Source organism: Bradyrhizobium sp. SZCCHNS1050 (assembly GCF_032484785.1).
Lineage (GTDB): Bacteria > Pseudomonadota > Alphaproteobacteria > Rhizobiales > Xanthobacteraceae > Bradyrhizobium.
The window spans coordinates 4692161-4705990 of sequence record NZ_JAUETR010000001.1 but is presented as its reverse complement, the minus strand read 5'-3'; the positions used below and the strand labels follow the sequence as shown (position 1 = coordinate 4705990).

At 65.0% G+C, this 13830-nt stretch carries 13 protein-coding genes; 3 read left to right on the top strand and 10 right to left on the bottom strand.

Annotated features, from left to right (window positions below):
* Positions 1-151 precede the first annotated feature (151 nt).
* Positions 152-2524 carry a TonB-dependent receptor gene (locus tag QX094_RS21255; protein ID WP_316188105.1) on the bottom strand — a complete coding sequence of 791 codons (2373 nt, stop codon included), beginning with the start codon at positions 2522-2524 and terminating at the stop codon, positions 152-154.
* Positions 2525-2836: 312 nt separating this feature from the next.
* On the opposite strand from QX094_RS21255, the gene QX094_RS21250 reads away from it, so the two are divergent.
* Positions 2837-3472: a response regulator transcription factor gene (locus QX094_RS21250; RefSeq protein ID WP_315717329.1), complete on the top strand. Its 636-nt coding sequence runs from the start codon at positions 2837-2839 to the stop codon at positions 3470-3472.
* Positions 3473-3598: 126 nt separating this feature from the next.
* Here the strand turns inward: QX094_RS21250 and QX094_RS21245 are convergent, their stop codons facing one another.
* Complete coding sequence (locus QX094_RS21245; protein WP_315717374.1) at positions 3599-3955, bottom strand: EF-hand domain-containing protein; 357 nt, start codon at positions 3953-3955, stop codon at positions 3599-3601.
* Positions 3956-4912: 957 nt separating this feature from the next.
* Here QX094_RS21245 and QX094_RS21240 point away from each other — a divergent pair.
* Positions 4913-5755, top strand: a complete 843-nt coding sequence (locus tag QX094_RS21240) for a hypothetical protein (RefSeq protein WP_315717330.1) — start codon at positions 4913-4915, stop codon at positions 5753-5755.
* Positions 5756-5804: 49 nt separating this feature from the next.
* Positions 5805-6146 carry a hypothetical protein gene (locus QX094_RS21235; RefSeq protein ID WP_315717331.1) on the top strand — a complete coding sequence of 114 codons (342 nt, stop codon included), beginning with the start codon at positions 5805-5807 and terminating at the stop codon, positions 6144-6146.
* Between the two features lie 43 nt (positions 6147-6189).
* Here QX094_RS21235 and QX094_RS21230 read toward each other — a convergent pair whose 3' ends face one another.
* The 8 genes from QX094_RS21230 to QX094_RS21195 all read right to left on the bottom strand — a co-directional run bounded on the left by QX094_RS21230 (position 6190) and on the right by QX094_RS21195 (position 13826).
* Positions 6190-7110, bottom strand: coding sequence for a TonB family protein (locus tag QX094_RS21230; RefSeq protein WP_315717332.1), 921 nt, complete (start codon positions 7108-7110; stop codon positions 6190-6192).
* Positions 7107-7532: a TonB system transport protein ExbD gene (gene exbD / locus QX094_RS21225; protein WP_315717334.1), complete on the bottom strand. Its 426-nt coding sequence runs from the start codon at positions 7530-7532 to the stop codon at positions 7107-7109. The genes QX094_RS21230 and exbD overlap by 4 nt, the downstream gene beginning before the upstream one ends.
* 3 nt (positions 7533-7535) lie before the next feature.
* Positions 7536-8312, bottom strand: coding sequence for a tonB-system energizer ExbB (exbB, locus tag QX094_RS21220; protein WP_315717335.1), 777 nt, complete (start codon positions 8310-8312; stop codon positions 7536-7538).
* Positions 8313-8648: 336 nt separating this feature from the next.
* Positions 8649-10391 carry an ABC transporter substrate-binding protein gene (locus QX094_RS21215; RefSeq protein ID WP_315717375.1) on the bottom strand — a complete coding sequence of 581 codons (1743 nt, stop codon included), beginning with the start codon at positions 10389-10391 and terminating at the stop codon, positions 8649-8651.
* A gap of 123 nt (positions 10392-10514) precedes the next feature.
* Positions 10515-10844 carry a DUF2160 domain-containing protein gene (locus QX094_RS21210; RefSeq protein ID WP_315717336.1) on the bottom strand — a complete coding sequence of 110 codons (330 nt, stop codon included), beginning with the start codon at positions 10842-10844 and terminating at the stop codon, positions 10515-10517.
* Positions 10845-11031: 187 nt separating this feature from the next.
* The gene (locus QX094_RS21205) at positions 11032-11838 is read right to left on the bottom strand and encodes a carbohydrate ABC transporter permease (protein ID WP_315717337.1); all 807 of its coding nucleotides are present in this window, start codon (positions 11836-11838) and stop codon (positions 11032-11034) included.
* Positions 11838-12740 (bottom strand): sugar ABC transporter permease, encoded by a 903-nt coding sequence (locus QX094_RS21200; protein ID WP_315717338.1) that lies wholly within the window; start codon positions 12738-12740, stop codon positions 11838-11840. The genes QX094_RS21205 and QX094_RS21200 overlap by 1 nt, the downstream gene beginning before the upstream one ends.
* A gap of 3 nt (positions 12741-12743) precedes the next feature.
* Positions 12744-13826, bottom strand: coding sequence for an ABC transporter ATP-binding protein (locus QX094_RS21195; RefSeq protein WP_315717339.1), 1083 nt, complete (start codon positions 13824-13826; stop codon positions 12744-12746).
* Positions 13827-13830 lie beyond the last annotated feature (4 nt).

The window sequence follows — 13830 nt, the reverse complement described above, 5'->3', positions numbered from 1 at the left end:
CACACGCGCCTTTGCCCACCCTACGGCAGCGGAGACACGTCACGCTTTTAGTCAAGCAACAAGAAGGCCGGGATTTCTCCCGGCCTTCCTGCCACGGTGGGGGCTGCCGTGGCGCGGCGCGGATGCGCCTATGGTCGTCAGGATGCGAAGCTCAGAACTTCGCCCGGATGCCGGCATAGGCCGCGAGCGGCATCCCCGGAACCATGCTACGCGGATCGTTCAGCGCGAACGCCGTTCCGCCACCGGCGGTGTTGAAGCCGGCGGGGTCGAACACGGTACCTGCCGAGTAATAGCGCTGATTGAACAGGTTCTGGATCAGGCCGAACACCTCGACGTTCTTGGTCACCTGATAAGATGTGTTGACGTTCACGACCCAATAGGCCGGGACCTTCGGGTAGACGTTGGTGTCGTCGTGCAGCAGGTACTGGCTGCCGACATAGTTGACGCTCGCCCCGACCTTCCAGGCGTCGGTCACGGCATATTCTGCGCCGAGCTTCAGGCGGTGCGCCGGAATGCCGGGAATGTGGTTGCCGGAGACGACGCCGACCGGCACCCGCAGGAACGGATCGTTGACGTCGAAGGCGCTGCGGAAGGTGGCGTCGATGAAGGTGTAGTTGGCGTAGGCGGTCCACCGGTTCCAGGCCAGGTCGAGCTTGGCCTCGACACCCTGGCGCAGCGTGGTGCCGGCGTTCTTGAAATAGCCGCGCACCGGGTTGGCCGGGTCGACGACTTGGATGATGTCGTCGGAATTCTCGGTACGAAACAGGCTGAGGCCCCAGCGCAGCCGCCAGCCATCATCGACCGCCGATTTGATCGGGGCCTTGCGGTAGGCCGGCAGATCGGCGGCGTAGGCCGAGCGGCCGCCGGAAATCTCGCCGCGCAGGCCGCCTTCGACGGTGCGCGACACCACCTGCTTGAGCGGCGGATCGGCGATCAGGAAGTTGTCGATCAGGCAGGGATTGGCCGGATCGGAGCAGCCGAGCTCGAGCGGCGTCGGCGCGCGGTTGGCTTCGGAGTATCCGGCATAGGCGGTCATGTCAGGCGTGATCTTGTAGGTCAGGCCGATCACCGGGTTGAAGCGCTGGAAATTGTTGTTGCTGTTCAGCAGCGGCGCGAAGCCGGTCTGGTCGCGCAGGTTGATCTGCGCCCAGTTGAAACGGCCGCCGGCGGTCAAGGCGAGCTGCGAGGTGATGTCGAAGGTGTTGGTCGCGTAGACGCCGAGATAGGTGTTCTTGGCATTCAGGTTGACCGGGGCGAGGCCGGCATTGGGCTGGTCGATGTAGACGCCGAGGCCGGTGACGAACAGGTTGTTGTCGATGGTGCCGAGCTCGGATGTGGCCTGGAAGTTGGTATTGCCGTGATCGACGCTGGCGCCGACGACGAAGTGGTTGTCATGGCCGAAGAGCTGCGTCGTTGAGGTCGCCTGCAGCGAGCCGCCATAGCTGTCGGTCTTGACGGTATTGCGGTCGATCTGGCCGAGCGCCGCATCGGCGGCCAGCGTGTTGGCGGTTGGGCCGTTGCGGTTGATGTCCCACGGGGTCCCCGCGGCGTCCTCAAGGACGAACACGCCGCCCCCGTCCCGCACTTCGGTGCTATTGCCATCGACGCGCGCGGATTTGTAGTTGCGGTAATAGCCGTTGGCCTGGATCGACAGCGTGTCGGTCGGCGTCCACTTTGCGCTCGCCTGCACCATCTGCATCTGCAGATGCAGCGACTGGGGCCAGGTATAGACGCTGGACCAGTGCTGGTTCAGCATCTCGATCGGTGTCGCGGCGACCGAGCCGAGCTTGTTGTCGGCACCGGTGAAGGAGAGATGGAATTCGGTGTTGTCGCCGCGCGCGCCGAAATCGGCATACATGCGCCGGATCTGCGAGGCCGACGAGTAGTCGCGCCAGCCGCGGTCATAGGCGCCTTCCGCCGCGATATAGGCCGAGTAGGTGCCGTTGTTCCAGCCGTATTGAGCGCCCGACTGGATCCGGCCGAACGAGCCGCCGAACAACTGCGCTTCCCCGCCCTGGTAGTTGAAGCCGTTCTTCATCTCGATCGACAGCGCACCGCCGGTGGCGTTGAGGCCGAACAGCGGATTGTTCGGCATCAGGGTCATGCGTGCGATCGCCATTTCCGGGATCAGGTCCCAGTTCACGACGTCGCCGAAGGCCTCATTGATGCGGGTGCCGTTCTGGTAGACGGCGATGCCCTGCGGCGTCCCGAGCACCGGCGAGGCAGTCTGACCGCGATAATTCAAGTCGCGCTGGAACGCGTTCCCGGTCTGGTCGCTGAGGGAGACCCCGGGCACCGATTGCAGGATGCTGTCGAGCAGCGTCGGCGCGCGGCTGTGGTCGAGCTCCCGCGCCCCGATGGTTTCGACATTGGAAGGAATCTTGTCCTTCGCGATCTCGCTGCCCTGAACGGGCGAGACGCCGACCACCTCGATGGTCTGCAGGGTTTGCTGCGCGAACGCAGCCGCAGGCAGCAACGCACAGGTCGCGAGAAGCGCGCTCTTCAGCGCCGACAGTCTGGTCAAGACGTCCCCCAGTTTCTTGTCGACCGGTTCCGGCAACAGCCCACGCCCCTGAGCCTTTACCCGCACCAGAACTGGCCGATTTACCCGTCTACGAACGTTAACATTCGTAAACAGCCCTCCAGTTCGTCGCAACGGGCAATATTCTTCGGCCCCTAGGGACAATCTTCCCGGATCCGGAAAGTGGCGATCGATTCGCCGAGCTATCTCCCAGCCTCGGCCGCACTGTTGCACCCGATCCTGGTTTGCAAGGGAACTCACATGGTAGAGAAAGCATCGGCGCCGTCGGCGCCCTAAGGGCAAGACCTTCATCGGATGTATCGCGTTCTGCTCGTCGATGACCACCCGGTCGTGATCACGGCCTGCCGCTGGCTGCTGAACGAAGCCGGGATCCGCGCGCTGTCCGAGGCACACGATGCCGACAGCGGGTACCAGGCCTATGTTCGTGACCGGCCGGATGTCGCGATCGTCGATCTGCGCCTGCCCGGGCAGGAGCTCGGCGGCATCAATCTGATCGAACGCATGCGGTCGCACGATCCCCGCGCCCGGATCCTGGTCTTCAGCATGCATGCCGATCCGCGCATCGTCCGCTCGGCGATCGACGCCGGCGCCAGCGGCTATCTGCTGAAGGACGCGCCGCCGCACGAGCTGCCCAAGGCGTTGGAGCAGGTTCGAGCCGGCGGCACCTATCTCGATCCGCAGCTCGCCACCCGCATCGCCCTGCTCCGCGCTGACCCGGACGGCATGGCAGCCCCTGCGCTGACCCCGCGCGAGCGCCAGGCCCTTGCGCTGCTGGCCCAGGCGAAATCCTATCAGGCGATCGCCGACCATCTCGGCATCAGCTACAAGACCGTCATCAACCTGACCTACCGGCTGCGTCAGAAGCTCGGGGCCCGCAGCCTGCCCGACCTGGTTCGTCTCGCAGTGGAAATGTCCCGCCCAAGCCTGTGAGGGCCAATCGCCTTCCTGCTGGCCCGCCACGAGCATCCGCCTGAAAGACGAGGGCCTGCGACGGTCTCCCGTCACAGGCCCTCGAGCTCATGTCTATGTCGCGTCGGTCCAGTGCGGACCGATGTCTCACTTCAGCAGCTTGGCCACCGACTTCAGCTCTTTGGAATCGAGCGTGCCGTCACCGTCCGGATCGGCCGCCTTGAAGCGGCCTTCCACCAGCGCGAGATACTCGTCCTTGGTCAGCGTGCCGTCATTGTCTGGATCAGCGGCCTTGAGATCCTTGGCCGAAACGCGGCCGCGCAGCTCCTTGGCGTCGAGCGTGCCGTCGTGGTCGCGATCGAGACGATCGAACAGCGCGCCGGCGGCCGTGCGGACCTCGTTCATGTCGGCGGTGCCGTCCTTGTCGGGGTCGATCGAGGTCAGCAGCTTGGAACGGGCCGGTGCACTGACAGCGATCGTCGACGTGCCGACGATCGCGGCCATGCCGACGGCAGCGGCCGTCATCATCAGTTTCCAATTCATCGAATTGATCCTTTGTCTCCGCCGTCCGAGGGGCGGCGATGAAGCGCACGAAAACAACGTATGCGAGCGTCGGCGGTTTCACCGGCAACGCGCCGCACATCGCTTTGACCTATGGGAGGCCTTGTCATTTCGCAAGTGCAAGAACGCGACGCCCGGGAAATTCCCTCAAGAGCGTCGGGACTAGAACCTCGGTCCGTGCAGAAAATATCTCCCCGGACGGTCACGACGCGGACCGCTATCGTGGTCGAAGACACCTCCTCCTGCCTCGGCCCGAGCATTGGCGACGTGGCGTCCGCGCTTGGCGACATGCCTTGCGGTTCTGGCACCGCTCCCCGATGACGCCTGTCGGACTTGCCCAACCTGATCTCTCTTGCCGGCCTGGGTTTGATTCCACCAGGCTTCCAGCTGGTCCCGCAGCGGCTCCTCCGCGAAGGCGCGTCCATCCGGCAGCAGCGTGGACAGAAGCAGTGTGAGCACCAGTCCAAGCCGCATCGGCCGAGCGGACAAGCGGCGATGATGACCGGGTGTGTGAAGCACGGGCGTGTCCATTCTCTGGCTGATCCGGCGATCAGCAATGCATGCTGCAACACATGTTTTCCTCGCTCTATGACCTCAATGTGTTTGCAGCACGCCACATTCATCACCGCGTTGAGATTCACTCGCGAAATGGCCGCCATATTGTCCCGGTCAAAATGTCCCGTTCGACTTGCCAAAACATCCCTATTCCTCATCGAAACAGCAAGGGCCGGAGCAATTGCGGCATTCGACGACTGATCGTTTCCCGATCGCGTCATCTTTCAGCCGACAGGCCCGCATGTTTTCGCCCAGCCGACTCGTTAGCTCATTAGTTGAAGGGAGCGCGGGGACATGCAGCCGAACGGCATCGCCAGGAGTACAAAAAGACGATCGCGATTGTACATGGCTGCCGGTGCTCTCGTGCTCGCGCCGTTCGGTGCAGCGGCCGAGGAGATCCAGGGCAATGACCCCGCCTCGCCCGGACATTTCCAGGTCGAACAGCGCTTCGGCTATCTGACAACCTTCAATCCGCAACAGAACGGCGGACGCCGCGTGCCGCAGCGTGCGGTCACCGGCGAGACCGAGATCGGCTACTCGCCAACCGAATGGTACGAGATCGCGTTGACCTCGCCTTACGCCTTTGCCCGCACCAATGTGCCGATGGCGCTGGGCAACGTGATGGACAATGGCGTGCCCGGCTATTCATTCCAGTCCGGCGGCGTCACCATTCGCCAGACCTTCATCCAGGGCGACCGGCTCGAGCGCACCGTCTTCCTCGGCCTGGTGTCACGCACCATCCTGGCGCCGCAGGGCGGCCTGACGCCGGACCTGTGGGTCGCCAACAAGGCCGGCGCCGGCCAGCCCGGCGCGCCGCGCTTCGTGCAGGAGGCGACGCCGCGGGTGGCGCAGATGTTCACGCCGATCATCGGCGTCAACCTGCCCAACGACTATCAGCTCATCTTCAACGCGAACATGACCTTCGGCATCGACGGCGCCGGCTCGGCCTTCGAGCCCTCGGTGCGCTTCGTCAAGCGCCTCAGCGATCGCTGGACCGTCGGTATCGAGCATTTCTCCAATCTCGGACCGTTCGGCTACATCCTGCCCTGGAATCAGCAGATGCAGACGCTCTACGCAGTCGCCGACACCCGCTTCAAGGGCTTCGAATTCAGCTTCGGCGTCGGCTACGGCCTGACCAACGCCTCGCGCGGCCTTGCCGTCAAGACCAGCATCGGCAAGGATTTCTGACCCCGCGCGCCCTCATCCCATGACCAATCATAAGAAAAGGACACTCGTCATGCGTCGCCTCGTCACCGCCTGCGCGCTTCTCATGCTGGCCGGCTCCGCCGCGTCCGCCGAGGACGGCCCGCGCTTCCTCAACCGCACCGGCCAGACCATCGTGAAAATGTACCTGGCGGCCGCCGGCACCAAAACCTGGGGCGCCGACCAGTGCAAGAACGACGACGAGGGCGAGGTCGACCACAATGAGCGCATGACGCTGGTCGGCGTGAAGTCCGGCCGCTACGACATCAAGCTGTCCGAAAAGGGCGGCCGCACCTGCGTCGCCAAGAACATCGAACTCAAGGAAGGCGCGCAGTTCGTCGTGCGCGATACGGATCTGACCGAGTGCAGCAAATAAGCGGCACGCGGCGGCACCGATATCGCCCTGGATGGCGCCGCGCTCAGCGCGGCCTCAGATGGAGAGGGACCGTGCGCGAGACCTGCGCCTGAGCCATCGCCGGCGGAAAGCGCGGGAACGGCGCGGCGCGTTCGATGATGCCCATCGCCGCGCGGTCCAGCGCCGGCGAGCCCGAGCTTCCAGCGAGCCGCCGCGACAGCAGCCGGCCGTTACGATCGATCACGACGTTCAGCATGACGGTGCCGCTCGCGCCATTGCCGTCGGAGGGATAGGTCGCGGCGCGGCGGATCTGCGCCACCACCTCGGCGTTCCAACTGGCCTGGCCCTCGCGCGCCCCGACGCTGTCCTCGCCGGGATTGGGCGCCGACGCGACACGTGAAGGCCGGGCCGCCGGCGCCGCAGCCGGCTTCGGCGGTGCGGGCTTCCTCTCGGCCCTCTCCTTCGTTTCCTTCTTCTCCACCGGCTTGCGCTCGACACGCTCGGGCACGGGAACGGGCTTCGGCTCCGGCGGTTTCGCCTCGATCGGTTTCGGTGGTGGCGGCGGCGGCAAGACGACATCGTCTGCACGCGGCGGCTCGGGCGCGAGGGCGACCTGTGGCGCGGGCTCCGGCGAGGGAACGACATCCGGCACCGGCTCCGGCTCGGAGGGAGCCGGGACAGGCTCAGCGACGGCCTCGCGCGCGACCGGGTCGTCCTTCACCGGCTCATCCTTTGGCGGCTCCACCGGCGGCGGCTCGGACGCCGGCGCATCCTGCGCCGTCGGCGCCGGCTCGCTCACCACCGCCGGGGTGAACACGACGTCGAAGGCCGGCGCCTGGGCACGCCCCTGCGGCGCGGGACGCAGCAGCAGATAGCCGACGGCGAGCCCGACGTGCAGCCCGCCCACCACCAGCGCGGCGATGGTCCACAGCGTCCGCTCCCGGCGCTGCTCGTGTTCGAACGGATCGAGCGTCAGAACGCTCACTGCGCGCCCCGGTCTTCCAGGGCAACGAGCGCGACCTTGGTGTAGCCGGCGCGGCGCAACGTGTTCATCAGCGCCATCACCTCGCCATAGGGCAGCGTCTGATCGGCGCGCAGCAGCACGCGCTGCTCGTGATCGGACTTGGTGGCGGCATCGAGCGAAGCGGCGATGTCGGCCTGCGCCACGCTCTGGTCGCCAACGGCGAGCGAGCGGTCGGCCTTGAAGGTGACGAAGACCGGCGTCTCCGCGCGCGGCTGCGGCTCGGCCGAGATCGCCGGCAGGTTGACCGGGACGTCGACCGTGGCGAGCGGTGCCGCCACCATGAAGATGATCAGGAGCACCAGCATGACGTCGATGAACGGCGTCACGTTGATGTCGTGCGTCTCCTCGAAGTCGTCGGGGCGCCGGGCAAGCTTGACGGCCATGGCTCACTCCGCCGGATTGGCGATCGACAGCAGCGGCGCGTCGACCGCGCGGATGGCGCTGCGCCGCACCTCTGTGGGCCCCGCGTGCTGCCGGTCGAGATCACGGCTGAGCAGGCGCATGACCGCCACCGATGCATCGGCGATGACGGCGCGATAGCCGCCGGTGGCACGCGCGAACAGGTTGTAGATCACGACCGCGGGAATCGCCGCGGCGAGGCCGAAGGCGGTGGCGAGCAGCGCCTCCGCGATGCCCGGCGCCACCACCGCGAGGTTGGTCGTATGCGCATGCGAGATGCCGATGAAGCTGTTCATGATGCCCCAGACCGTGCCGAACAGGCCGACGAACGGCCCGACCGCGCCGACCGTGGCGAGAATGCCGATGCCGCGGCCGATGCGCGCCACCGCCGCCGCCTCGATCCGCTCGAACTGCCAGGAGACACGCTCCTTGATGCCATCGGCGGGGAGGCCACGCGACTTGTCGATTTCGTCATCGGCGACGGCCAGCAGCCGTCCGACCACACCGTCGTCGGCGGAAATGCGTCCCGTCGCATCCGACAGCGCGCGCGCGGCCAGCGCGATGCCGAGCGCGCTGCGCGAGGTGCGCAGTGCCGCGCGGAGCTGGATCGTCTTCACCACCAGAACGGTCCAGGTTGCGACTGAAGCCAGCGCCAGCCCGATCATCACCGACTTCACGACGATGTCGGCCTGCATGAACATGGTCCAGGGCGACAACGCCTCCGGCAGCGTGCTCGCGATATTGGCGATGTGCGCCTGATCCATGGCCGTACTCCCTAGGTGGCCCCGTGGGTTGGCGATCACGATCCCGGCGTGGATCGCATGAGGCCATGCCGGATCGTGTCGAGGCCTTGTTGTTTCGTGTCGTTGGGGCAAAGTCACGGCGAAGATCGCGACAATCCCGATCGTCAAAGAGTGCCGCCTGTCCCCACCGGCTTCAAGGCACTTGCTGCGTGGAAGTTGTCCCCGGCGACACGGGAATAATTCCCGAATGGAACGGGAAGCCCCTCACCTCTGGGCCAAAAGAAAAGGCCGGGATTGCTCCCGGCCTTCGTGATGGGATCGCCCGGTCGAGCCGGGCGATGACTTCAGAGCGTTGGCTCACTTCGCCTCGGCGCGCTTCGGCGGGGTGGCCGGCCACGACTTGATCAGGGTGTCGTAGTCGATCGTCTCGCCCTTCGGCTTCTCGTTCGCGAGCTTGCGCTGCGGAGCGATGTTGCCGTCCTTGGCCGACTTGTTGAACCAGAACTCGGCCGATTCCTTTTTATTCAGCTTCGGACCGCACTCGCCCTGGACCTTGGACTTCTCCAGACGCTCGAGGACGGAGTCCTGAGCGGCCGCGAGCGCGTCCATCGCCTGCTGCGGGGTCTTCGCACCGGACGACGCATCGCCGATGTTCTGCCACCACAGCTGCGCCAGCTTCGGATAGTCGGGCACGTTGTTGCCGGTCGGGGTCCACTGCACGCGCGCGGGCGAGCGGTAGAACTCGATCAGGCCGCCGAGCTTCGGCGCACGCTCGGTGAACGACTTGTCCCAGATGTCGGATTCACGGATGAAGGTGAGGCCGACATGGCTCTTCTTCAGCGACACCGTCTTGGAGACGATGAACTGCAGGTACAGCCAGGCGGCCTTGCGGCGATCCGGCGGGGTCGACTTCAAGAGCGTCGCAGAACCGGCGTCCTGGTAGCCGAGCTTCATGCCCTCCTTCCAGTACGCGCCATGCGGCGACGGGGCCATGCGCCACTTCGGCGTGCCGTCCGCATTCACGACCGGCAGGCCGGGCTTCACCATGTCGGCGGTGAAGGCGGTGTACCAGAAGATCTGCTGAGCGACGTTGCCCTGCGCCGGGACCGGACCGGCCTCGGAGAAGGTCATGCCCTGCGCCTGCGGCGGCGCATACTTCTTCATCCAGTCGAGATACTTCGCGATCGAGTAGACGGCCGCCGGGCCGTTGGTGTCACCGCCGCGCTCGATCGACGAGCCGACCGGACGGCAACCTTCCATGCGGATGCCCCATTCGTCGACCGGCAGGCCGTTCGGGATGCCCTTGTCGCCGTTGCCGGCCATCGACAGCCAAGCGTCGGTGAAGCGCCAGCCGAGCGAGGGATCCTTCTTGCCATAGTCCATGTGGCCATAGACCTTGACGCCGTTGATCTCCTTGATGTCGTTGGTGAAGAACTCGGCGATGTCCTCATAGGCCGACCAGTTCACGGGCACGCCGAGGTCGTAGCCATACTTGGCCTTGAACTTGGCCTTGTAGTCCGGATTGGTGAACCAGTCGTAGCGGAACCAATACAGGTTCGCGAACTGCTGGTCGGGCAGCTGGTAGAGCTTGCCGTCCGGAGCGGTCGTGAACGACTTGCCGATGAAGTCGTTGACGTCGAGCATCGGATCGGTGACGTCCTTGCCCTCGCCCTTCATGTAGTCCGACAGCGCGATCGTCTGGCCGTAGCGGAAGTGGGTGCCGATCAGGTCGGAGTCGTTGATCCAGCCGTCATAGACGTTCTTGCCGGACTGCATCTGGGTCTGCAGCTTCTCGACGACGTCACCTTCCTGGATGATGTCGTGCTTGAGCTTGATGCCGGTGATTTCGCTGAACGCCTTGGCGAGAGTCTTCGACTCGTATTCGTGAGTCGTGATGGTCTCTGAGACGACGTTGATCTCCATGCCCTTGAAGGGCTCGGCGGCCTTCGCGAACCACTCGAGCTCCTTCTTCTGCTCTTCCTTCGACAGCGTCGAAGGCTGGAATTCGCTGTCGATCCACTTCTGGATCGTGGCGTCGTCCGCACGTGCCGGCACGGACAGCGTCATAGTGGCGGCGAACAGCGCAGCAGCGCTGGTCATCGCGAGATAGCTCGCCTTGGTCAGGTGATGCTTCCTAGGTTTCAAGTGTCGCATGCTTTCCTCCTTGAGCGACAGACGTATCCAGGTCCGGGTTGTCCCCGGATCTGCCCCTTTTCACCTGCGTCAGACGGTGCGGAAGATCGCAACGGCTGATGCAAGCGAAATTGCGGTCGCGAGCCACAGGCTCGAAACCTCAAACCCTTCCTCGCCGATCGGCAAGGTCGCAATCGTGTCGGTGCCGACCAGACCGATCCATACGAGATGAATGACGGCGGCCGAGATCAGCGAGATGAACAGCCGGTCGCCGCGCGTGGTCGGGATGCGCAGCACGCCGACCCGCTCGGCCTCCGGGTAGCGCGCGGCGAGCACGATCATGACGCCGAGCGTGCATGCGAGCGCAGCAAAGAAGATCGCGGTCGGCAAGGTCCATGCCATCCATGCGATGCTGTTCATGGCTATCGGCTCCAGGCGGTAATGGGCCCCCTCCCCCGCTTGCGGGGGAGGGTTGGGGTGGGGGCGCCGCGCGTCGGAGCGCCCGAGAGGAGAGATGCCCCCACCCGTATCGCATCTGACGATGCGATACGGCCTCCCCCGCAAGCGGAGGAGGCGGAACGGAGGCCGTGGCAACAAGCGTGCGTCATCACACCCGTCCCAGCGCGAAGCCGCGCGCGATGTAGTTGCGGACGAACCAGATGACGAGCGCGCCGGGGATGATCGTGAGCACGCCGGCAGCCGCGAGCAGACCCCAATCCATGCCGGACGCCGAGACCGTGCGCGTCATCACCGCCGAGATCGGCTTGGCGTCGACGGAGGTCAGCGTGCGCGCGAGCAGCAGTTCGACCCAGGAGAACATGAAGCAGAAGAAGGCGGCGACGCCGATGCCGCTCGCGATCAGCGGCACCAGGATCTTCACGAAGAAGCGCGGAAACGAGTAGCCGTCGAGGAACGCCGTCTCGTCGATCTCGCGCGGCACCGACGACACGAAGCCTTCGAGGATCCAGACCGCGAGCGGGATATTGAAGATGCAATGCGCCAGCGCCACCGCCCAGGGCGTATCGAACAGGCCGATCGCCGAATACAGATTGAAGAACGGCAGCGCGTAGACCGCAGCCGGCGCCATGCGGTTCGACAGCAGCCAGAAGAACAGGTGCTTGTCGCCAAGGAAGCGGTACCGCGAGAATGCATAGGCCGCCGGCAGCGCCACGAGAATCGAGATCACCGTGTTGATGATCACGTATTTCAGCGAGTTGATGTAGCCGGAATACCAGCTCTCGTCGGTGAAGATGCGCATGTAGTTGGCCAGCGTCGGCTGATGCGGCCACAAGTTCATCGTGGTGACGATCTCGTTGTTGGTCTTGAAGCTCATGTTGACGAGCCAGTAGATCGGCAACAGCAGGAAGACCAGGAACAGCGAGATGATGATCCGACGGCCCGGAATGGTGTTCATCACGCGCCCCCTTTCACCGGCCGCCGCTCGGCGCCGGCATTGGTCATGATGGTGTAGAACACCCAGCAGACGATCAGGATGATCAGATTGTAGACCAGCGACAGGGCAGCCGCCTTGCCGAGATCGAACTGGCCGAGCGCGATCTTGACGAGCTCGATCGAGATGAAGGTCGTCGAATTGCCCGGCCCGCCGCCTGTGACGACGAACGGCTCGGTGTAGATCATGAAGCTGTCCATGAAGCGCAGCAGCACGGCGATCAGCAGCACGCGATGCATCTTGGGCAGCTGGATCGCGGTGAACACCGCCCAGCGCGAGGCGCCGTCGATCTGCGCAGCCTGGTAATAGGCGTCGGGGATCGACTTCAGGCCGGCATAGCACAGCAGCGCTACCAGGCTGGTCCAGTGCCAGACGTCCATCAAGATGACCGTGAACCAGGCGTCGGCGTCGTTCGAGACGTAATTGTAGTCCAGGCCGATGGCGTTGAGCGTGTAGCCGAGCAGGCCGATGTCGGAGCGGCCGAAGATCTGCCAGATCGTGCCGACCACGTTCCACGGAATCAGAAGCGGCAGCGCCAGCACGACGAGGCAGAACGCCACGGTCCATCCGCCCCGCGGCATCGACAGCGCCACGACGATTCCGAGCGGAACCTCGATGGCCAGGATCGCGAGCGAGAAGATCAGGTTGCGCCCGAGCGAGGCGAGGAAGCGGCCGCCGAGATCGGTCGAGGGATCGAGCAGCTCCTTGAACCAGCCGACGCCATTCCAGAAGAACTGGTTGTTGCCGAACGTGTCCTGCATCGAATAGTTCACCACCGTCATCAGCGGCAGGACAGCGGAGAACGCCACCAGCAGGAACACCGGCAGCACCAGGAACCAGGCCTTGTTGTTGATGGTCTTGTCCATCACTCAGGCTCCCTCGACGAGACGGCTGTCGGCATAGACGTGGACATAGGCTGGATCGAACTTCAGCCCGATCGCCGAGCCCTGCGGCGAGAAGCCGGCCGGCAGGCGCGCGGCGAACTTGACGTCGCCGACGCGAACGCGGGCGAAACGGATGCGGCCGAGATCGTCGACGCGTTCGATATTGGCGTCGAGCAGGCCCGGTCCGGGTTGAGCGACATCGACGAATTCCGGGCGGACGCCGATCTCGATCTTGGCGCCGGCCGGCAGCGCGTCGTAGCTGCGCGACAGCGTCAGGGTGTGGCCATCGATGCGGGCCTCGCGTCCCTTCACCTCGGCGGAGAGGATGTTCATGCCGGGCGAGCCGATGAAGTAGCCGACGAAGGTATGCGCCGGCTTGTCGAACAATTCCGCGGGCGTGCCGCTCTGCACCACGCGGCCGTCATGCATGACGACGACGGTGTCGGCGAAGGTCAGCGCCTCGGTCTGGTCGTGGGTGACGTAGATCATCGTCAGGTCGAGCTCGCGATGCAGCGCCTTCAGCTTGGAGCGCAGCTGCCATTTCAGCTCGGGATCGATCACGGTCAGCGGCTCGTCGAACAACACGGCGGCGACGTCGGAGCGCACCAGGCCGCGGCCGAGCGAGATCTTCTGCTTGGCGTCGGCGGTGAGCCGCGTCGCCTTGCGATGGAGGTCCGGCGTCAGGTCCAAGAGCCGCGCGATCTCGGCGACGCGCTTGTCGATCTCCGCTTTCGGCACGCCGCGGTTCTTGAGCGGAAAGGCGAGGTTCTCGCCGACCGTCATCGTGTCGTAGATCACCGGAAACTGGAACACCTGCGCGATGTTGCGCTCGCGGGTCGAGGCTTTGGTGATGTCGGTGCCGTCGAACAGGATCTTGCCGTGCGAGGGCGTCAGAATGCCGGAGATCAGGTTGAGCAGCGTGGTCTTGCCGCAGCCGGACGGGCCGAGCAGCGCATAGGCGCCGCCCTGGCGCCAGGTCATCGTCACCGGCTTCAGCGCGTAGCTCTCGATATCGCCGCTGTTGCCGTTGTAGGCGTGGGCGAGATCGACGAGGTCAATGCGGGCCATGCGG

Excerpts from the sequence above, each read along its gene's own strand:
- QX094_RS21215 (WP_315717375.1), bottom strand. The coding sequence starts at position 10,391 with ATGACCAGCGCTGCTGCGCTGTTCGCCGCCACTATGACGCTGTCCGTG.
- QX094_RS21245 (WP_315717374.1), bottom strand. The coding sequence starts at position 3,955 with ATGGCCGCGATCGTCGGCACGTCGACGATCGCTGTCAGTGCACCGGCC.
- exbB (WP_315717335.1), bottom strand. The coding sequence starts at position 8,312 with ATGGATCAGGCGCACATCGCCAATATCGCGAGCACGCTGCCGGAGGCG.
- exbD (WP_315717334.1), bottom strand. The coding sequence starts at position 7,532 with ATGGCCGTCAAGCTTGCCCGGCGCCCCGACGACTTCGAGGAGACGCAC.
- QX094_RS21195 (WP_315717339.1), bottom strand. The coding sequence starts at position 13,826 with ATGGCCCGCATTGACCTCGTCGATCTCGCCCACGCCTACAACGGCAAC.
- QX094_RS21240 (WP_315717330.1), top strand. The coding sequence starts at position 4,913 with ATGGCTGCCGGTGCTCTCGTGCTCGCGCCGTTCGGTGCAGCGGCCGAG.
- QX094_RS21250 (WP_315717329.1), top strand. The coding sequence starts at position 2,837 with ATGTATCGCGTTCTGCTCGTCGATGACCACCCGGTCGTGATCACGGCC.
- QX094_RS21210 (WP_315717336.1), bottom strand. The coding sequence starts at position 10,844 with ATGAACAGCATCGCATGGATGGCATGGACCTTGCCGACCGCGATCTTC.
- QX094_RS21200 (WP_315717338.1), bottom strand. The coding sequence starts at position 12,740 with ATGGACAAGACCATCAACAACAAGGCCTGGTTCCTGGTGCTGCCGGTG.
- QX094_RS21235 (WP_315717331.1), top strand. The coding sequence starts at position 5,805 with ATGCGTCGCCTCGTCACCGCCTGCGCGCTTCTCATGCTGGCCGGCTCC.
- QX094_RS21205 (WP_315717337.1), bottom strand. The coding sequence starts at position 11,838 with ATGAACACCATTCCGGGCCGTCGGATCATCATCTCGCTGTTCCTGGTC.